Source organism: Agrobacterium sp. GW821-FHT02D03, from assembly GCF_059421725.1.
This window is the reverse complement of sequence record NZ_JBWKVN010000002.1, coordinates 1318975-1338003: the sequence shown is the minus strand read 5'-3', so window position 1 is coordinate 1338003 and position 19029 is coordinate 1318975. Positions and strand designations below refer to the sequence as shown.

Below are 19029 nucleotides of genomic sequence, written 5' to 3'. Positions count from 1 at the left end.
CTTGGCAGATTGGGCGGAGACGGCCGGATGGATAAGAAGCTCGTCTGCCTTTTCGTTGGCCATCGAGAGAAAACGGAAAAATCCCGATGTTCTCCGGCACCATCACGTCCGTTTGACACGGCGCGTCTCCTGCCAATCGAACGTGCCCCTCAGGCATTGGTTCCTGAAAAATTAACGGCACAAAGGCCGGAACAACTCGGGGAGAAGACAAAACGGGACGCGCGACGCCGGCGTTCAGGCTTTGACACGCAGGCGCGACGTCTAGCGAAATAGTCGCAGCATGGACCTAAGCGCGTCGCAATCTTTCAGATTTGCTCTTACGCTTTCGTTCTTGTTTTGCCGCATGCCTGATCGCATCGCCGCGACACAGGTTTGCTCAGTATGCTTATAGATCGAAAGGATAGAAGGGATCTCACACCCGTCTGCGCTTATTCAACGATCTTCGGATTGCGGAAAGCTTCCGCAAGGAAATTGCTCATCGGCAGACCAAGGTTGATGTTGAGCCCCGGCATGGATTCCTCGAACCAGCGCTTGTAAATCTCTTTGGCAGTCTCTGACTTGTAAATCTCGCTCAGTGCTTCGTTCACTGCCCCGACGAACGCCTTGTCTTTCACGCGCATCATAAAACCAAAGGGCTGGGCATCTGTCACCTGCTCCTCGGAAAGCACATAGTCGGACGGGTTTTGCGTGCGGGCAATCATCGTTTTCAGCAAAACCTCGTCCATGGCAAAGGCCGCAACACGACCTTCTGTGACCATATCGAACGCAGCCTGAAGACTTTCAACAGGAACGGCGGAGATATTCAGTTTCCGCCTGCGGCTGCTCTCATTGATTTCGTTGACATTGACGGTGCCGAGAGCCACGCTCACCGAACGCCCCTTCAGATCATCCAATGTCTTGAAACCGCTTTTCCGCAGGGAAACGTACCGTGTCACGGTGAAAAAGTGCGGGTAGGCGAAGGCTGCGCTCTTGCGCCGCTCTGCCGTGTTGGTGCTTGCGTTGCACTCGATGTCTATCGTTCCATCATTGAGAAGCTGCACGCGATTGCTGGGCGTGCGCGGCACGAACTCGACATCGATGGATTGCACCTTGAGCCGCTGCTTCAGTTTTTCCACCACAGCACGGCAAAGGTCGATCGAGTAGCCAAGAACCTGGCCGTCCGCATTGAGAAAGGAGAAGGGTGCTGTCGAACCATAGCCGATCCTGATCTTGCCCGTCTGGGCAATTCGATCGAGGGTGGGCGTGTCGAAAACCTTTTCCTCCGCCTTGGCTGCAATCGAGCCGAGCGCGCAGAATGCAAGCAGGAAGCAATGAAAGATGTACATTCTCATTGCAGGTACTCCTTTGGCTCCTTGAAGGCGGCCTGCAGCTCTGGGGATAGCGGAAGGTTGAAATTGCGCCCGTCCGGCGGCAAGGGCGACATGAACCACTTGTTGTAGATCGTCTCGATTTCGCCGTCCGTAAACATCTTGTAGAGAGCTTCATTCACCAACGTCTTGAACGCATCATCGCCCTTTGGCAGAAGAATACCATAGGGTTCAGGCGGCCCGAACGTTTCTTTCGAGATCATATAGTCTCCAGGTGCATTTGAAAAAGCCACGTGGGCGGCCAGAAGAACATCATCCATCACGAAGGCGGAGGCGCGATTGTTTTCGACCATGGCGAAGGCTTCAGAATTCACCTTGCTGATCAGCACAGAGATGTTCAGCTTTTGCTCCCTGTTGACGTTTTGCAATTGCGCAATGTTGATTGTCCCCGTCGTCGAAGCCACCGTTCGTCCGGCCAGATCCTTGATACTGTTCAACCCACTCGATTTTTTCGTCACGAAGCGGGTGGCTGTGATGAAGTGGGGATAGGAGAATGCTACCTGCTCTCGCCGCTCGGCATTGTTGGTCGTCGCGCTGCATTCCATGTCGATCTTGCCGGACTTCACCAACAGGAAACGGGTTGCGGGCGTCGCCACCACATAATCGGTCTTCAGGGTATCGAGCTTAAGCGTGTCTCGAACGTGATCCGCAATCCTTTGACATATATCGATGGAGTAACCGCGCACGACGCCATCCGGCGTCACATAGGAAAACGGCAGTTCGTCCTGGCGGTGCCCGAACGTGATCGTCTTGGTACGCGCAATCTTGTCGAGGGTCGGGCTCTTCAACTCCTCAGCGCCAGCAGAAAGCGTGAGAAACGGCGAAGAGACGAGCGCGGCGAACAAAGTGGGAATGACCGAGCGGCGCATCAGCCCACGGAGGGTAAGAGAAATATGCTTCATGTCTCTACTCCTAGCGGTGCACCATCTTTGCGGGTGCGGAACGATAATGGCTCTCGATATGGGCAAGTGGCATGGGGCGGCCAAGGTAATAGCCCTGCAACAGGTCGCATCCGGCAGCACGAAGCAGCGAAAGCTGTTCTGGCGTTTCCACGCCCTCCGCCGTCGTTTTCAATCCAAGTCCTGCGGCGATGTGGATCACACCTTGAATGATTGCCAGGCTCTGGGTGCTGGTCATCACGTCGGCAACGAAGCTGCGGTCGATCTTGATCTTGCTGATCGGTAGTTTGGTCAGATAAGCAAGGCTCGAATAGCCGGTTCCGAAATCATCAAGCGCGATCCTGACCCCAAGCGCCTGAATGTCTTGCAGACATGTGATGGCCTCCGATCCGGAGAGCAGAACCGTTTCCGTCAACTCGATCTCGAGCCGAGATGGCGGCAAGCCGCTGTCATTCAGCGCCCTTTGCACCTTCTCGACAAGATCGCCCTGCTGTAACTCGATCGCCGAGATGTTGACGGCCACCGTTGCCTCGTTCGGCAATCGCATGGCTTCCTGGCAGGCCCGCTTCAACACCCAGTCGCCGATCGCACAGATCTGGCCGGTCTTTTCGGCCAGCGGAATAAAGTCGTCGGGTGTCACCCAGCCGCGAACCGGGTGCTGCCAGCGCACCAGCGCTTCATAGCCGACAGGCTCGGGATTGGAGAAGCAGAAGATCGGCTGGTAGTGCAGCACGAATTCGTCCCGCTGAACCGCGAGGTCGAGGTCCTGCTGCAGTTCGTGGTCCTGTTCTTTCGACATTTCCATGCCATGTTCGAAGAACTGGAAATTCCCGCGACCGCCGGACTTGGCGCAGTACAGCGCCACATCGGCATGTTTGAGCAGTTCGGACATCTCGTGACCGTGAAGGGGCGCTATCGAAATACCGACGCTGGCCCCGACGGAGGCCTCTTTGCCCAGCAACATGAACGGGTGTGATGCTGACGTGATGATACCCTTCGCCAGGCGACTGGCCTCACGCACCGCATTTTTACGGACGATCTGCAGGATCGCGAACTCGTCACCGCCTAGTCGAGCCACCATGTCCTGCGGCCCGATCAGTTGCAGCAGGCGCTCTGCGAAGGATACGAGAAGAGCATCGCCGCTCGCGTGGCCCAACACATCATTGACCGCCTTGAAGCGATCGAGATCGAGAAGCATGACATTGAACCGTCGGCCATTTGCCAGTTCCCCAATCTCGCTCTCCAGCCGCTTGCTGAAGAAGGCTCTGTTTGGCAGTCCGGTCAGCGGATCGTGATGGGCAAGATGTTCCATCTGTTTCGCCACATCGCGGATCTGGCGCAGGTTCTCCCGCTCGACCACGGCTTCGCGCACCTTCTCGATCGCGACGGCAACGCGACCGATCTCGTCCTTGCGATGTTGAAACGGCGTCACCGAGGCCGTGTCGTCATGGGCGATTTTGGTGAGTGCTTCAATCAGCGCCGGCACCGGCATGAAGACCTTGCGCATCAGAAGTGCAACGACCCCGCCGGTCACGAGCAAAATGGTGATCAGAAGCGCAAGCGAATTCTGTAGAAGCTTCGTTTGTGTTTCGAGAAGCTTGGAAGCCTCGCCGATCGTCGTGACCACACTGCCCTGCAGCTTTCCATTCTGATCGACCACCGGAACGAAAGCAATGAAGTGCCGCACCGTACCAAGCTCGGCAAAGCCGACGTAGAATGCATCCATCGCCGTGCCTTCTGGCAATGTCAGCGAGATATTCTCCACCTCCCCCAGCGCGTCGGCGGAACTGGTAAAGGTCTGACCAGCGGGGTCCTTTTGAAAAATCCAGACATTGTTCTTGGTTTGCGCAGCGGCAAGCGCCAGAACGTCCCCGGGATTGAAGCCTGTATCCAAAATGGAGGCATCGTCACCCAGCGGTCGCTCGCTGGTGATCTTGACGATCTGGCCGCTGCTATCACTGTCGATGGAGATAAAGGTGTAAATGGTGCGGATCGCAGAACTCGTCACCTGCGCGTTCAGTTCTGCCTCGCGACGCCATTGGTCAAGCGAGTCCCGCTGGACCATCACCCAGCCGACAGCAGCGCCAACGAGATAGGCAAGCACGACACTGGACACGAGCGAAACGGTGATCTTCCAGAACAACGACTGATACCAGACAATTCTGGCCGGCCGTGCTGGCGCTTCTGCCTCAAAATGATCCGCACTTTCCGTGCTCAAGAGCATCTGGCTCTCACTTTGGCCTCTTATGAAAGAGAAATCAGGTCAAAATTATCTTCTAGCGTCTCGTTACGTCGCAGTTTGAAACACCACTGTTCAGCAAGAGAGTAAAAATATCCTCACATGGTTCGGCAGGATTCGATGCAATGGATAAAAAAGAGCAAATAAATCGATCCGGGTAACCGCACGGCTGTCCAGTTTTAGGTCTGGATTGAAGATCGCTGCGGCTCTAAATATCGCGCTTGGCATGCGGAAAGAAAATCGGCTTATGGCAATACTGAAGTTTACCGATCGGACGAAGAACAAGAGCGCGCTTGGCGCGAAAGATTTGAGTTTTCTCCTCAATCCGTATTCCATCGAGGTGACGCCGAAGACCGCCGCGAAGATCACTGACTTTTCCAGGCTCCTGCCGCCTGGAACACGAGTCTATATTGCCCACATCACCGGGACATCGATCCAGGACATGGTCGCGACGGCGAAAAGGCTACGCCAGGACGGGTTCGCCGTCATGCCGCATTTTCCCGCACGCAGCATTCCCGACATCGCCACTCTGAAGAGTTGGATAGAACTTTATCGCAATGAGGCTGATGTCACCGAGGCCCTGTTGCTGGGCGGCGGGGAGACGCGTCCGGTCGGCACGATCGAAAGCTCGATCCACTTGCTGGAGAGCGGTCTCTTCGACCGGCATGGTTTCCAGCGGCTGCATGTGGCGGGCCATCCGGAAGGGAGCCGTGACATCGATCCGGACGGCACGACCAGCAATGTCGATAGCGCTTTGAAGTGGAAAACGGACTTCTCTCGACTGACCGATGCCGAGATGGCGATCGTCACGCAGTTCGGCTTCGAGCCCGGGGTTATTACAACTTGGGCGGAGCGAATTGCAGAGGCGGGCGTCAGTCTTCCAATCCATGTGGGAATTGCGGGTCCCGCAAAACTTCAAACTCTAATCAAGTTCGCCATCTCCTGCGGCGTCGGCCCCTCATTGAAGGTGCTGCAAAAGCGGGCTTTGGACGTGACTCGATTGCTCATGCCCTATGAGCCGACCGAGATGGTGGATGCGCTGACGGCTTATGTCGAGAACAATCCGGCGTCGCTGATATCGCAACTCCACCTCTTTCCTCTCGGTGGAATTGAGCCGGCAGCGCGCTGGGTTGGAGACAACACCGTGACCCAGGCTCAGGCTGCCACTGGTACGTCGTAGTATAGAGAAGAAGGCGTTGGCGCCACCAAGCCTCTACCGACTCGAAGCGAATGCCAGTCCCAGCACGGCCGCCCCGACGAGACCGGGCTCAATGGCACACTCAGCCTTGACCACGAGCGGCCTTTGGAATTTGCGGAGAATTCTTGCTCTCACGGCGTGATCGAGCGCCTCGATCAGCGGCAGCGAGTTGGATAGGCCTCCGCCAACCGGAACGATTGTCGCACCGGTCATGTTGATGACGAGCGACAGGGGTCCTGCGAGAATGTCGATATAGATATCGATCGTGCGCGCAGCTTTTTCATCGCCGTCCTGCCAAGCCGCAAGGATCTCTTCCGCCTTCATCTCGGTGCCGGTCAGGTGACGGTGAAGCTTCTCCATGCCGCGGGCGCTGCCAATGGCATCGACACATCCATCGAGGCCGCAGCCGCAGGCAAAGCGCGGCAGTTCCACAGCGGGATTGCCGGCGCGCGTGGCAGCAACGGGGCCATGGCCCCACTCCCCGGCAAAACCGCCGGCGCTGTTGATCAGCTTGCCATCCACAACGAGACCACCACCGACACCCGTGCCGAGAATGGCCCCGAAGACGACGCGATGTCCGCGCCCTGCGCCTGCGCCATATTCCGCAAGCGCGCAGCAATCCGCATCATTGGCAATCAGCACGGGATGCCCAAGCGCTGCCTCAAGGTCTGCTTTCAACAAGCGTCCATGAGCGCAGGGAATATTGGCAATGTTGGCACGGTCGGTATCGGGGTCGATGACGCCTGCAATCGACAGCGCGACGCAGTCCGGCCTCTCTCCGATCTCGTCGATCACGGATTTCAACACATCAACGAAGGCATCGAAATCATGGATCGGCGTCTGCCGGCGTGCAACCGGGCGGATGTCATCGACAGCCCAGGCGCCAGCGCCCTTGATGGCGGTGCCGCCAATATCGAAACAGACGATCAAGCCGCAGCCCCTCTTGAAAAATCTTCGCCGAAGACGCAAGCGCCGGCGATGAAGGTCGCCATCAAAGACAAATCCGGCTTCAGTACCAGCAGATCGGCATCCATCCCGGCGGCGAGACTGCCCTTGGTGGCGCAGCCAATCGCCTCGGCCGGATAGAGCGAGGCCATATTCAACGCTTCCGTCAAAGGCAGGCCGATATGCTCATGGGCAAAGCGCACGCAAGAGAGCATATCGATATCGGCGCCCGCAAGCGTACCATCAGCAAGCGTCAACCGTCCGCCACGGCGGAAGACTTCACGATCATTGAGGAGGAAACCCTGCTGATCGGTGCCGATGGTCGACATGGCGTCGGTGACCAGGAATATCCGTCCCGGTCCCTGCTTGGCAGCGAGCGCCACCTGAATGACGATCGGATCAACATGAAAGCCATCCGCAATCAGGCCACAGGACAAGCGGCCATTAGCCAGTGCCACACCAACCAGACCCGGCTCGCGGTTTTCCATCTGGCTCATCGCATTGAAGAGATGCGTGACCATAGAAGCGCCAGCCGAAACGTAAGGCAAAATGTCCCGCGCCTTGGCATTGGTGTGACCAAGGCTCACAACATAGCCCGCCTCAACGAGTTTGGTGACATCGGCGGTCGAGACACTTTCGGGTGCAAGCGTCATGAGTGCCTCGCCGAAGTGACCGGCTTTTTCGACGAGGAACTGCAGATCGTCGCTCTCAAGTGGGCGGATCAACGAGGGATCATGGGTTCCCTTGCGGGCGACTGAGAGATGCGGGCCCTCCAGATGGAGACCGAGATAGCCTGGTACCTTTTCCGCAAAGGCAGCAATACCCGCTGCAACGGCCTTGCTCCGGATATCGACAGTATCGGTAATCAGGGTGGGGAGAAGGGCGGTCGTGCCATAGGCAGCATGCGCCGAGCATATCGTGCGAATGCCGTCGAGATCAGGCTGGTTGTTCAGCAATACGCCGCCACCGCCATTCACCTGAAGATCGATAAACCCTGGAACGATGAGGCCACCCGCCACATCACGACGCTCGATGGAAGACGATAGATCTGCCACCGGCATAATGGTCTTGATCCGGCCGTTTTCGACAACAAGTGCGTGGCCATCCAGAAAGACAGCCCCGTCGAAAATCCGGCCGCCACACAGCGCGAATGAGCCAATCATCGTGTTTCCGTTACCTTCTTGAGGGCTGCGGGCTTGTCAGGATCAAAACCACGCGCGCGCGACAGCATTTCGACCATGCCATAGTAAGGAACGATCAGGGCCAAGGCATCGGTCAGTGGGTGACCCGTCTCTACGAAGGGAAGAATGGTGGCACCCCTGCCCTTGTCGGACGTCAGATAGACATTGGCATTCTTGCCGACGAGACCCGATGCCGTTTCGGCAATCGAGGCTTCCGCCTTGTCACGCGCAGCAAAGGCGATCACCGGGAAGCTTTCGGCAACAAGCGAAACCGGACCATGCAGCACCTCAGCGGATGAATAGGCTTCGGCGTGCAACTCACAGGTTTCCTTGCACTTCAGCGCCGCCTCCGTCGCAATGGCAAGTGCCGGTCCACGGCCGAGCATATACAGAGATTCCGCCTTGACCAGCGGCTCTACCAACACACTCCAGTCGAGCGCAAGCGCCTTATCGAGGTGGTCGGGGAGCGCTGCCACAGCCTTCTTCAAGGAGCCCGAGCCGCTCCATTCGGAAAGAACCGCCAGTCCTGCGACGATCGAATTGACGTAGGACTTGGTGGCTGCCACCGCGATTTCCGGTCCAGCCTGGATATTAAGGGCAATCGAGGCGGTGTCGGCGAGAGGAGACGGTGTCGTATTGACCAGAGATAAGGTCAAGGCGCCGCCTGCTTTCGCACCTTCCAACATCGCGACTATATCCGGGCTCGCACCCGACTGCGAGACCGCGAAGGCCGCAGCCCGCTCCAAGCGCAGTGGCGCCTTGTAGATCGAGGCCAATGACGGGCCGAGAGACGCGACCGGAAGGCCGAGTTCAAGCTCTATCGCATATTTCAGGAAATAGGCAGCATGGTCGGAAGAGCCGCGAGCGACGGTGACCACAACGGCCGGATCATGGGCCGCAAGAGCGCGTCCTGCCCGCGAAATATCGTCTTTCCCAGCATCCAGAAGCCGGGCCACGGCCTGGGGGATTTCGTCGATTTCGCGTCGCATCATTGTCGTCATCAGTATGGCCTCTAAGGTTTTGATCAGGCGCCGATCGTGAGTTCTGCGACGAGATCGTAGGCGTCGCTGCGATAAAGCGCAGTGGAGACTTCCATCACGCGCCCGGTATTGAGATAGGCGATACGCTGCACGGAAAGCGCTGCGGAGCCGGGTGGAACCTCCAGCAACTCGCTTTCGTCATCGCGCAGCAGCACCGCGGAGATTCTCTGATTGGCGCGCACCGGGCGAATGTCGCGGGCGGCGAGCGCAAGATAGAGCGAGTCTTCGACCGTCTCAGGTTCGGGCAAAATATCGTCCGGAAGACTGGTCCGCTCGAGCGCAATCGGCATATCGTCGGCGGTGCGCAAACGAAGGATACGTGAAACGCGAGCCCCGCCTGAAAGGCCGAGCATCATGGTTTCCTCAGCTGTGGGAAACTTAAGCCCGCGCTCGATCCAACGCGATCCTGCCACCATTCCACGACGACGCATATCTTCGGTAAAGGACGTCAACCGTGTCAGAGGCTGCTGCATCTTCGGCACCGGCTTGGCGACGAAGGTTCCAGAACCGCGGCGCCGGACCAGAATGCCCTGCTCGACCAGCTCGTCGATCGCCTTTCGCACGGTCACCCGGCTGATCGCTGCGGCATCGGCGATGTCCCGTTCGGCTGGCAGGGCATCGCCATGCTTCAATCGCCCATTGGATACGGCATCCTCGATCAAGCGGCGCAACTTCTGGTAAAGCGGCCCGCCCCGTAATGCCTGCAATTCACCAAACGGCAAAACACCGTCCATTGCGCCTCTCCGATCTTTGCATGGGGAGATGGTCCGCCACCTACGGCAGAAATCGTCTCTCAGACACCATACCAAAACTGATACCAATACAACGCCACATTGGCAATATGCAGGACCAATCAATCGATAATCGCCAAAATATGAGCGATTTCAACGCCGAACATATATTCCACGGCGCCTCCGAAACAAATTTTTGTTCCACTGTAGACAGAAGGTATTTTTTTGGTATTAGTTATTAACAACGACGACCGGCCTGCGGAAAACCGAAAGTGGCTGGCGAGGGGAAATGCCCAAGACTCCAGTGTTTAGACGCTTATCCTCCACGCCCGAAAAGCGGGAGACAAAGAAGAACATTCAGCACGTGAAAATTATTTTCATAGCCACACTCAATTGCGGTTTTTCCGGTTGACCATACTGGAAATTTGCAACAGGCTACGAAAATAAATTACGAAAAGGGGAGCTGCAAAGCCATGAAAGTCGCAATAATCGGACTCGGATTCCGCCTTGGCTATCTTGGCCAGGTCTTTACGGAAATCGATCCTGATTTTGAGATCGTCGCCCATGTGGACCCCGAACCAGCGGGCATGAAGCAGCTGGAGGCAGAAAATATATCGGCCGGCCGCGCTTACGAAACCCCTGAGGAGATGATCGCGAAGGAAACCTTCGATCTTCTCATGATCGGCTCCCCCAATACTTTCCATCTGGAGCATATTCGCATCGGTCTGGAAGCAGGCCTGACGGTGTTCACCGAAAAGCCGATCGTCACCACCATCGAGGAAAGCTTCGAACTCGCGCGGCTTCTGAACCAGTACGGCCAGGACCGTCTGATGGTCGGTCTCGTCCTTCGTTACTCACCGCTTTACCGCGATCTGCGGCAGGCACAGGCTCAGGGACTTCTCGGCGATATCGCCTCGATCGAAGCCTCCGAGCATATTGCCCCCTATCATGGCGCCTTCTTCATGCGCGACTGGCGCCGCTACGACAAGCTAGCCGGCGGCTTCATGCTGGAAAAGTGCTGCCACGACCTCGACCTTTATAACGGCGTGATGGGTGTGCGCCCGCGCTATGTTTCGAGCTTCGGCGGACGCCGTAGTTTCGTGCCGAAGAACGCCCCGCAGAACAGCGGCGTTAATGACCTTGATATCTATTTCCGCAAGCCAAGCGGCTGGATGGGTGCAGACAAGGTGTTCGACAGCGATGGCGACATCATCGACTTCCAGACCGCCATCGTCGAATATGAAAACGGTGCGTCGCTGGCATTCCACACGAACCTCAACGTGCCGGACGAGTTCCGCCGCTTCTGCGTCGTCGGCGCGAAGGGCATGGCGGAAGGCGATTTCGTCCGTGGCTTCCTTGACGTTCACCGCGCCCATGACAGTGCCAAGCTGATCGGCAATACCTATCAGGCCCCATCGGTAAAATCGCACCATTACGGCGCGGACGAGCAGATGGCCGCCGATGTCTTTGCCCATGTCACGACGGGCGCTGCCCTACCGGTTTCTGCCCTCGACGCCATCGAAGCCGGCATCCTGGCGATTGCCATGGACGAAGCGCGTGCTGCCCGCAAGGTGGTCGATCTGGCGCCAGTCTGGGCAAAGTACGACGCCTGCCTTCACGGCACCGAAGACGCGCAAAAGCGCTCCGCCTGATGAAAGGGTGATCATGGACACCAGACGAAGCGCCGTTTTCTTTGCCTGGCTGCTTTTAGCGCCAGCCCTCCTCTATGTTCTTGCAATTGTCGCCTACCCGCTTGTCGATACGTTTATTCTGTCCTTTACCGATGCATCGCTGAAGAAGACCACCAACTGGGTGGGCTGGGCCAACTACGACAAGATTTTCAACGCTACTTTTGCGGAAGTCATTATCCGTACCTTCATCTGGACGTTCTTCTCGGTCGCCATCAAGATGATTATCGGCACCTTTGGCGCGACCATGCTAAATGCCGCAGTACCAGGCCGTGCGATCTTCCGCATTCTGACAATGCCGCCCTGGATCGTCCCAATGGCAATTGGCATCTTCATGTGGGGCTGGATGTATAATGGCCAGTTCGGCATGATTTCCGGCATGCTCCAGCGCACCGGTCTGGTCGATGGACCGGTTGCCTTTCTGGCGCAGGGCTCCACCGCGTTTTGGGCAACCGTGATCACCGATGTGTGGATCGGCGTGCCGATGGTGACGCTCTATCTTCTCGCCGCCATGCAGGCCGTTCCGCAGGATCTTTACGAAGCCGCCTGGGTTGATGGTGCCGGACGCCTCTATCGTTTCCGCCGCATCACGCTGCCGCTTCTCGTGCCTTCGATGATCACCATGTCGATGCTGTCGCTGATCTCGACCTTCAACTCCTTCGACATCATCTGGATCTTGACCCGCGGTGGCCCGAACGGCGAAACAACGACGATGATCATCGACACTTATAAGACCGCCATCGGCTCTTATAAGTATGGTGAGGGTGCTGCCCGAGCCGTGTTGATCTGCATCTTCCTGTCCATCTTCTGCCTTGCCTACTTCCGCATTGTCAGCAAGCTTTCTGCCGGAGACAAGCGATGACACCTCCTCCCGCACTGATCAACCGCTACAAGTGGTACGAAATCCTCGCGATCTATTGCGGCATCGCGCTGTTCCTGATCTTCGTGCTGTCGCCCTTTGTCGAAGGTTTTCTGGTGTCGCTAAAGCCGCTCAGCCAGCTCTTCTCGTCACCTTATCGCTTCTGGCCAGAAAATGGCTCTTTCGAAGCTTACCGGACGATGTGGGTGAGCGTACCGGGTTTTGCCCGATACATTTTCAACTCGTTCTTTATCTCCGGCATCGTCACGGCCGTCGTGTTGGCACTTGTCATTCCTGCAGCCTATGCCTTTGCTCGCTTCGAGTTTCGCGGCAGCGGTCTGTTGCTCGGTGCCTTTCTCGCCGTCAACATGTTCTCCGGCGCGGTCCTGCTCATCCCGCTCTTCCGCTTGATGCGCTCGATCGGCGTTCTCAATACATATTTCGCCATGATCGTGCCGGGCGTGGCCTTCCTCATCCCGTCCGCTATCTGGTTGCTGCGAACCTATATGATGCGCATCCCGCGCGAGTTGGATGAAGCAGCCTATGTCGATGGCGCCAGCTACTTTTACACCCTACGCCGCGTGATCATCCCAATCGCAATGCCCGGCATCGTGGTGGTCGCGATCACGACGTTCATTGGCTCCTACGCGCAACAGTTCATCTACGCACTGACCTTCAACTCAAAAACGGAATACATGCCTCTGCCGGTCGGCCTTTTTGCCTATTTCGGCCGCCAGGAGGTCATCTGGAACGAACTCATGGCCGCAAGTTTCGTCGGCATTGCCCCGGCGATGATCGTGATCTTCTTCCTGCAACGCTATCTCGTCAGCGGACTGACCGCAGGCGCGGTGAAACAATAAGATAACCACCAGAGAATGGGAGACTGACCGTGAATACCAAATTCAAGTTTACCCTCTACGCGCTGAGCCTTGCTGCTTCGACAGCAATGGGCGCAATGTCTGCACACGCCGCCGACAAGGAAATTTCCTGGATCTATTGCGGCGACAAGATCGACCCGATCCATGAAAAATACATCAAGGAATGGGAAGGCAAGAACGCAGGCTGGACCGTCAAGCCGGAAGTCGTTGGCTGGGAACAGTGCCAGGACAAGGCAACGACGCTTGCTGCATCCGGCTCTCCAGCCGCCATGGCCTATGTCGGCTCGCGCACGCTGAAGCAGTTCTCCGAAAATGACATGATCGTTCCCGTTCCGATGACGGACGAGGAAAAGAAGTCCTACTATCCGCACATCGTCGATACAGTCACCATTGATGATCAACAGTGGGGCGTTCCGGTCGCTTTCTCCACCAAGGCCCTCTACTGGAACAAGGATCTGTTCAAGAAGGCCGGTCTCGATCCTGAAACGCCACCAAAGACCTGGGCGGAAGAAATCGCCTTTGCCAAGCAGATCAAGGAAAAGACCGGTATTGCCGGTTATGGCCTGCCTGCCAAGACCTTCGACAACACCATGCACCAGTTCATGCACTGGGTTTACACCAACAACGGCAAGGTCATCGATGGCGACAAGATCGTCATGGACAGCCCTGAAGTGCTGGCTGCTCTGAAGGCTTACAAGGACATCACCCCCTATTCCGTCGAAGGCGCAACGGCCTACGAGCAGAACGAAATCCGCGCAATCTTCCTCGACGGCAAGGTCGGCATGATCCAGGCTGGCTCGGGTGCCGCTTCGCGTCTGCAGAAGACCGGCATCAACTGGGGCATCGCAACGCTCCCGCTTGGCCCATCGGCCAAGGGTCCGGGCACGCTGCTCATCACCGACAGCCTTGCCATCTTCAAGGGTTCGGGCGTTGAGGACAAGGCGATCGAATTTGCCAAGTTCATCACCTCTCCTGGTCCGCAGGGCGAGTATGAGCTTCAGGGCGACGCCGGCCTGACGCCTCTGCGTCCTTCTCCAAAGGTCGATGAATTCGTTGCAAAGGATCCTTACTGGAAGCCTCTGATCGAAGGCATCACCTATGGTGGTCCTGAGCCGCTCTTCACCGACTACAAGGGCTTCCAGAACACCATGATCGAGATGGTCCAGTCTGTCGTCACCGGCAAGGCTGAGCCTGAAGCCGCGCTGAAGAAGGCGTCGGCCGACCTCGAGCAGTACAAGTAATATCGAACCGAAGGGGGCGTTCTCTCAAACGTCCCCTTCGACACCACCGCATGTGACGAACAGCCTTGCGGTACACCAAACAGCGCTGCCGAATGCACCGGGTGCAAACGGCCCTCTGGAGACGATCGTGGGTCAGCTTCATCTCAACAACGTTCAAAAATTCTACGGCGACTTTGAAGTCCTCAAAGGCGTGCAACTCAATGTTCCGCACGGAGAATTCGTCGTTTTCGTCGGCCCATCCGGCTGCGGAAAATCAACGCTGCTGCGCATGATTGCAGGCCTGGAATCGATCAGCGACGGCGATATCGTCATTGATGGTATCCGCGTCAACGACAAGCCGCCGGTCGAGCGTGGCATCGCCATGGTCTTCCAGTCCTACGCACTTTACCCTCACATGACCGTCTTCGAGAACATCGCCTTCCCGCTGCGGGTCGAGAAGATGGCGGAAGACAAGCTCCGCGAAAAGGTCCACGCGGTCGCCAAGATCCTGCAGCTTGAGCATCGCCTCGAACAGCGCCCCGGCATGCTGTCTGGTGGCCAGCGCCAGCGCGTTGCTATTGGCCGCGCGATCGTGCGCGAACCGAAAATCTTTCTGTTCGACGAGCCGCTGTCCAACCTTGATGCAGCACTTCGCTCCGACATGCGCATCGAACTGACCAAGCTTCACCGGCAGCTAAAAGCCACAATGATCTACGTGACCCATGACCAGGTGGAAGCCATGACCATGGCCGACCGCATCGTGGTTCTCAATGCCGGCAGCATTGCGCAGGTCGGTTCGCCGCTACAGCTTTATCACAAGCCGGACAATCTCTTCGTCGCAGGCTTCATCGGCAATCCAAAAATGAACTTCCTGCCAGTAACCTGTGTGGAAGCTTCGGACACCGGCGTGACCATCGCCTATGAAGGCAAGCAGCTGACGGTGCCTGTCGCGCGTGGAAATGTGCGTGCAGGCGATACGCTGACCCTCGGCATCCGTCCGGAACATTTGAGCCTCGGCACGGGCGATATGACTATCACTACAGTCCCAAGCGTCATCGAGCGCCTCGGCATCAACACGATTTCCTATTCGACGCTTTCTACCGGCCAGCAGTGGTGCGCTCTTCTGTCGGGCTCCGCGCCTGTTGCAGTCGAGAAGCCTGTTTCGGTTGCCATCAACGGCGCGGACTGCCACCTCTTCGATGGCGATGGCAATGCGCTGGAACGTCGTATCGATTGGAAGACACAGGAGCTGCCCGTTCTGGCCTGACCTCCGTTACGAGGCGGCTTGAAGCACAAATAAAGTTTAAGGGCGTTTCCTTGCTTGAAGGAAGCGCCCTTAAACTATGTGTTCATTCCTGTAGACGCCGAGAGCGCATCTGCGAGCTTTCACGACCGTCGGCAACCGTTCAGGCCGCCTTATGTCCATGCGGGTCCTGCACGATCGGCCAAATATCCCGCCTGACGCGGCGATAAGGGTTGGTTGCCGGATCGTTGGGATAGGGTTTCCCAGCCGAGCAATAGAGGATCTGCGAGGCGATCTTCGAAAAAGCGGCGTAGAAGTGGTTGGTGGATTTGATCAACAGGATCTTCCTCGACAGCGGATCGATGCCGAGGGCCGTGAAGAGAGACGGGTCATAGCTTTGAACCCGCACCGTCCCCAAAATCACGTCGATCCCGTCGAAGTGGATATGGGCAGCATCACCGAATGGCGCGATGCTGTCTCCAAACTTCATCTCGGCATTGGGCACGACCCTGACGACCTTCACCAGGGCATCGATAGGATCGCCGGTATTGGGTGCGGATTTCGCCCCGAAGCGCAACGGAATTTGAGCCCCCTCGCCTGCCGCCATGCAGATTTGGACGGCAATTGGATCCCACACGAGACCGGCAGCGACGCTTGTAGCGCCCTGGGCCATCAGTTCACGCAACAGCACCGTGGCATCGCCAGCCGTACCTCCACCCGGATTGTCCCAGACATCGGCAATCACCACCGGACCGGTTGAGGTATCCGCTTTCATCGCAAGTGACACTGCCTCGGCCTCACCGATTTGCGGCATCATGAAGGTGCCGCGCTTATCGAAGAGCTCAAGCCCGATCGAACGCGCCAGCGCCACGCCCTTGGCCGCATTGCCATCGGTCACCGCGATGGTCTTCGTTCCCATCTCCGGCACATCGCCCGCCATGAAGCCGTGGATGATGGAAAGCGACAACACCTCCGGGTCCTGCTTCTCTGTCGCCATCATCCGATCGACGATGCTGCGCATCGGCTCGCGGGACGTCGGAAACACATCGATCATGCGGCAATCGAACACGGACATGACCGGTTTGACGCGCCCCTCCAGCGTATCCACCGCGATCCGCCACAGATCCTCAGCGCGATCGACAAAATCCGTATGCGGAAACTCCTTGAAGACGACGAAGAAGTTCACGGCATCGACGCGCTTTCTCGTCAGGTGGCTGTGCGGATCGAGCTCGGCGCAGACCAGAATATCAGGCCCAACGATCTCGCGGACGCGCGCCAAAAGATCGCCTTCCGGGTCGAGGTATCCATCCGCAACCATCGCGCCATGGAGGCCAAGCACCACCGCATCGACCGGCATTGCCGCGCGCAACTGATCGAGAATTTCATCCCGCAGGCTTTCGAAGGCCTGACGGTTGATGAGGCCCGCCGGGTCCGCCCATGCCGCCGTTCCTTCGATCAGCGTCCAGCCTTTGGCGGCGCAGACCGCGCGACCGACAGTGATCGGAGCGGTGCAAAGCGTGGGTGTGACGGGATGCTGGCCCGGCGGTGCATAGAGCGATTCCTCGAAAGCCCGCCTGTCGATGCAGATCGGCGCGAAAGTGTTGGTCTCAGTGGCGAGAGCCGCGGTAAAAATGCGCAAGAGCTTGGGCCTTTTTTGCTGAAGGGCAGGACGTTTATTGGCCCATTGGGTTCGGCAGATAACCGGTGAAGCCGGAAATCTTCCAGCGACCTTCATGCAGGCGGCAATAATAGAGTGTCTGCCACTTCATCACATCGGTCGAGCCATCAGCCTTCTTGATGCTGCCGTCGAATTTCTTGCGCACCAACGCCGTTTCGCCAGAAATCTCGATCTCCTCCAGGGTCGTCGTGGTGAAAATCGCCGTCCGTGGGTCTTCGCCGTAACTGCCTTCTGCAAACTCGCGTGCCTGTTTCAGCCACTCGTCGCGGTAGGCGGGAAGATTGGGGAAGGCCAGCGCCCACTTGTCGGGATTCGGTTCGCGATTGCCGCTGATGCCGATGAAACCGTCTTCCACGAAGTCATCTGCCACCATCGACCAGTCTGCGGCCAGAAATGCATCGATATCGCGCGGAACCAACATCTCCCAAATGGCGTGTCGCGCCGCATCCGAGGCAGGAAACGGGTTTCTGAAGGGGTCACGCATCGAGGGCTCCATATCTAAATTATTTTCATGATGACCAAAAATCTCTGGCAAAAATCCGTTTTCTATGGTCACTTGTCAATGAATAACGAAAATAATTTGCAAGGCCCATCCCATGAGCATCAAACGATATGGCGCTGAAAAATCCGGAGCAGGTGGACAGACACTTCCTTTTGCACGCGCGGTCGAGGCCGATGGCTGGCTGCACGTTTCCGGTCAGGTGGCCATGGAAAATGGCGAGATCATCTCCGGCGGCATCATCGAACAGACTCACAAGACCATCGAGAACGTGATCGCTATTCTGCACGAAGCCGGCTACGGCGTCGAGCATGTCGTGCGCTGCGGCGTGTGGCTGGATGATCCGCGCGACTTCTGGACGTTCAACCGCATCTACCAGAGCTATTTCGGCGAATATCCGCCGGCACGCGCCTGCGTTCAGGCCTCGATGATGGTGGACTGCAAGGTCGAGATCGACTGCATCGCCTATAAACCCAAGTCCTGAAAGCAGGCCGATGGATATCTTTGCGACCATTCAGGATGAAAGAGCGCAGTTTTCGCCATCCGAACAGCGCATCGCGGAGATATTGCTGAACGAGTTCGACTTCGCCGTCGGCGCCTCGATCATCGAACTGGCGGAAAAGGCGGATGTCTCTCCGCCGACGGTGACCCGCTTCTGCCGCCGGCTCGGCTGCCAGAACTTCGCTGACTTCAAGGTCCGTCTTGCCAAGACCGCTTTCGTCGGCGTCCGTTACCTCAACCCGGAAGCCAAGAGCACGTCGGCGGAGGATGTCGCCGAAGACATCATCACCAAAGCGCAGAACGCACTCTTCATGGTTCACCGCGCGCTCGATCCGCAGGCACTCGATACCGTGGCCGAGCGGATTGCTGCGGCCTCCATGGTCTATGCCTTCGGCTCCGGCGGCAATTCCTCCATGGTCGCCCTCGAACTGCAGAACCGGCTTTTTCGCCTGGGCACCCGCATCACCGCCAGCAACGACCACAATATGCAACTCATGCTGACGGCGGCAGCGCAGGAGGGCGATGTGATCATCGGCTCGTCCTTTTCGGGCCGCAATCAGGAACTGATGCGCTGCTTCAAACTCGCAAGAGAAAACGGCATTCGCACCATTGCACTCACTCAAGTGAAAAGCCCGGTGGCGAGGCTCGCAGACCATGTCATCGGCATCGACCTTCCGGAAGGCGACAACATCTATCGCCCCACCTCGACGCGCTTTGCCTATCTCGCGGTGATCGACGTGCTTGCCAGCCTGGTGGCCTACAAGAACCGCAAACACTCCACCATCACGCTGCGCCAGATCAAGCAGCAGTTGCTGGAGCATCGCGATGGCGGCGACGACCGCCAGATATTGGGAGACTGACGA

Annotated in this window: 17 protein-coding genes; 8 read left to right on the top strand and 9 right to left on the bottom strand. The window is 57.5% G+C overall.

Going from position 1 to position 19029, the window contains the following annotated elements:
* Positions 1–428: 428 nt before the first annotated feature.
* Genes AC07U5_RS19475 through AC07U5_RS19465 form a run of 3 tightly spaced genes read right to left on the bottom strand, consistent with a single transcriptional unit; the run spans position 429 to position 4490 of the window.
* Positions 429–1331, bottom strand: a complete 903-nt coding sequence (locus AC07U5_RS19475) for an amino acid ABC transporter substrate-binding protein (protein ID WP_494723985.1) — start codon at positions 1329–1331, stop codon at positions 429–431.
* Positions 1328–2236, bottom strand: a complete 909-nt coding sequence (locus AC07U5_RS19470) for an amino acid ABC transporter substrate-binding protein (protein ID WP_494724282.1) — start codon at positions 2234–2236, stop codon at positions 1328–1330. Before AC07U5_RS19470 ends, AC07U5_RS19475 begins: the two co-directional genes overlap by 4 nt.
* A 43-nt stretch (positions 2237–2279) precedes the next feature.
* On the bottom strand, positions 2280–4490 hold the full coding sequence (locus AC07U5_RS19465; RefSeq protein WP_111847075.1) for a putative bifunctional diguanylate cyclase/phosphodiesterase: 2211 nt from the start codon (positions 4488–4490) through the stop codon (positions 2280–2282).
* 262 nt (positions 4491–4752) lie between these two features.
* On the opposite strand from AC07U5_RS19465, the gene AC07U5_RS19460 reads away from it, so the two are divergent.
* Positions 4753–5685: a methylenetetrahydrofolate reductase gene (locus AC07U5_RS19460; RefSeq protein WP_113260897.1), complete on the top strand. Its 933-nt coding sequence runs from the start codon at positions 4753–4755 to the stop codon at positions 5683–5685.
* 33 nt (positions 5686–5718) lie between these two features.
* Here AC07U5_RS19460 and AC07U5_RS19455 read toward each other — a convergent pair whose 3' ends face one another.
* The 4 genes from AC07U5_RS19455 to AC07U5_RS19440 are packed head-to-tail and all read right to left on the bottom strand — an operon-like array spanning position 5719 to position 9603.
* Positions 5719–6633 (bottom strand): ROK family protein, encoded by a 915-nt coding sequence (locus AC07U5_RS19455; protein ID WP_111847073.1) that lies wholly within the window; start codon positions 6631–6633, stop codon positions 5719–5721.
* On the bottom strand, positions 6630–7811 hold the full coding sequence (gene nagA, locus AC07U5_RS19450) for an N-acetylglucosamine-6-phosphate deacetylase (protein ID WP_111847072.1): 1182 nt from the start codon (positions 7809–7811) through the stop codon (positions 6630–6632). The genes AC07U5_RS19455 and nagA overlap by 4 nt, the downstream gene beginning before the upstream one ends.
* The gene (locus AC07U5_RS19445) at positions 7808–8830 is read right to left on the bottom strand and encodes an SIS domain-containing protein (protein WP_494723984.1); all 1023 of its coding nucleotides are present in this window, start codon (positions 8828–8830) and stop codon (positions 7808–7810) included. The genes nagA and AC07U5_RS19445 overlap by 4 nt, the downstream gene beginning before the upstream one ends.
* 23 nt (positions 8831–8853) lie before the next feature.
* Complete coding sequence (locus AC07U5_RS19440; protein WP_062424132.1) at positions 8854–9603, bottom strand: GntR family transcriptional regulator; 750 nt, start codon at positions 9601–9603, stop codon at positions 8854–8856.
* A 470-nt stretch (positions 9604–10073) separates the two neighbouring features.
* Here AC07U5_RS19440 and AC07U5_RS19435 point away from each other — a divergent pair, with 470 nt between their 5' ends.
* The 5 genes from AC07U5_RS19435 to AC07U5_RS19415 all read left to right on the top strand — a co-directional run bounded on the left by AC07U5_RS19435 (position 10074) and on the right by AC07U5_RS19415 (position 15512).
* Positions 10074–11252 carry a Gfo/Idh/MocA family protein gene (locus AC07U5_RS19435; protein ID WP_113175931.1) on the top strand — a complete coding sequence of 393 codons (1179 nt, stop codon included), beginning with the start codon at positions 10074–10076 and terminating at the stop codon, positions 11250–11252.
* Positions 11253–11265: 13 nt separating this feature from the next.
* Positions 11266–12150 (top strand): carbohydrate ABC transporter permease, encoded by an 885-nt coding sequence (locus AC07U5_RS19430; RefSeq protein WP_494723983.1) that lies wholly within the window; start codon positions 11266–11268, stop codon positions 12148–12150.
* Positions 12147–13007, top strand: coding sequence for a carbohydrate ABC transporter permease (locus AC07U5_RS19425; RefSeq protein WP_494723982.1), 861 nt, complete (start codon positions 12147–12149; stop codon positions 13005–13007). Before AC07U5_RS19430 ends, AC07U5_RS19425 begins: the two co-directional genes overlap by 4 nt.
* A gap of 86 nt (positions 13008–13093) precedes the next feature.
* Complete coding sequence (locus AC07U5_RS19420; protein WP_494724281.1) at positions 13094–14266, top strand: ABC transporter substrate-binding protein; 1173 nt, start codon at positions 13094–13096, stop codon at positions 14264–14266.
* 127 nt (positions 14267–14393) lie between these two features.
* A complete protein-coding gene (locus AC07U5_RS19415; RefSeq protein ID WP_062600583.1) occupies positions 14394–15512 on the top strand; it encodes an ABC transporter ATP-binding protein in 1119 nt (372 codons plus the stop codon).
* A gap of 139 nt (positions 15513–15651) precedes the next feature.
* On the opposite strand, the gene AC07U5_RS19410 is transcribed toward AC07U5_RS19415, so the two are convergent.
* Both AC07U5_RS19410 and AC07U5_RS19405 read right to left on the bottom strand, forming a co-directional pair.
* On the bottom strand, positions 15652–17127 hold the full coding sequence (locus tag AC07U5_RS19410) for a M81 family metallopeptidase (RefSeq protein ID WP_494723981.1): 1476 nt from the start codon (positions 17125–17127) through the stop codon (positions 15652–15654).
* Between the two features lie 34 nt (positions 17128–17161).
* On the bottom strand, positions 17162–17650 hold the full coding sequence (locus AC07U5_RS19405; protein ID WP_313058298.1) for a hypothetical protein: 489 nt from the start codon (positions 17648–17650) through the stop codon (positions 17162–17164).
* Positions 17651–17762: 112 nt separating this feature from the next.
* On the opposite strand from AC07U5_RS19405, the gene AC07U5_RS19400 reads away from it, so the two are divergent.
* A complete protein-coding gene (locus tag AC07U5_RS19400; RefSeq protein WP_440612767.1) occupies positions 17763–18149 on the top strand; it encodes a RidA family protein in 387 nt (128 codons plus the stop codon).
* A 10-nt stretch (positions 18150–18159) separates the two neighbouring features.
* Complete coding sequence (locus AC07U5_RS19395) at positions 18160–19026, top strand: MurR/RpiR family transcriptional regulator (protein ID WP_062600045.1); 867 nt, start codon at positions 18160–18162, stop codon at positions 19024–19026.
* Positions 19027–19029 lie beyond the last annotated feature (3 nt).

What these genes read in the sequence shown, in the direction of transcription:
- AC07U5_RS19475 (WP_494723985.1), bottom strand. Translation starts at nt 1,331, where the DNA reads ATGAGAATGTACATCTTTCATTGCTTCCTGCTTGCATTCTGCGCGCTC.
- AC07U5_RS19470 (WP_494724282.1), bottom strand. Translation starts at nt 2,236, where the DNA reads ATGCGCCGCTCGGTCATTCCCACTTTGTTCGCCGCGCTCGTCTCTTCG.
- AC07U5_RS19465 (WP_111847075.1), bottom strand. Translation starts at nt 4,490, where the DNA reads ATGCTCTTGAGCACGGAAAGTGCGGATCATTTTGAGGCAGAAGCGCCA.
- AC07U5_RS19460 (WP_113260897.1), top strand. Translation starts at nt 4,753, where the DNA reads ATGGCAATACTGAAGTTTACCGATCGGACGAAGAACAAGAGCGCGCTT.
- nagA (WP_111847072.1), bottom strand. Translation starts at nt 7,811, where the DNA reads ATGATTGGCTCATTCGCGCTGTGTGGCGGCCGGATTTTCGACGGGGCT.
- AC07U5_RS19445 (WP_494723984.1), bottom strand. Translation starts at nt 8,830, where the DNA reads ATGACGACAATGATGCGACGCGAAATCGACGAAATCCCCCAGGCCGTG.
- AC07U5_RS19440 (WP_062424132.1), bottom strand. Translation starts at nt 9,603, where the DNA reads ATGGACGGTGTTTTGCCGTTTGGTGAATTGCAGGCATTACGGGGCGGG.
- AC07U5_RS19435 (WP_113175931.1), top strand. Translation starts at nt 10,074, where the DNA reads ATGAAAGTCGCAATAATCGGACTCGGATTCCGCCTTGGCTATCTTGGC.
- AC07U5_RS19430 (WP_494723983.1), top strand. Translation starts at nt 11,266, where the DNA reads ATGGACACCAGACGAAGCGCCGTTTTCTTTGCCTGGCTGCTTTTAGCG.
- AC07U5_RS19425 (WP_494723982.1), top strand. Translation starts at nt 12,147, where the DNA reads ATGACACCTCCTCCCGCACTGATCAACCGCTACAAGTGGTACGAAATC.
- AC07U5_RS19420 (WP_494724281.1), top strand. Translation starts at nt 13,094, where the DNA reads ATGGGCGCAATGTCTGCACACGCCGCCGACAAGGAAATTTCCTGGATC.
- AC07U5_RS19405 (WP_313058298.1), bottom strand. Translation starts at nt 17,650, where the DNA reads ATGCGTGACCCCTTCAGAAACCCGTTTCCTGCCTCGGATGCGGCGCGA.
- AC07U5_RS19400 (WP_440612767.1), top strand. Translation starts at nt 17,763, where the DNA reads ATGAGCATCAAACGATATGGCGCTGAAAAATCCGGAGCAGGTGGACAG.
- AC07U5_RS19395 (WP_062600045.1), top strand. Translation starts at nt 18,160, where the DNA reads ATGGATATCTTTGCGACCATTCAGGATGAAAGAGCGCAGTTTTCGCCA.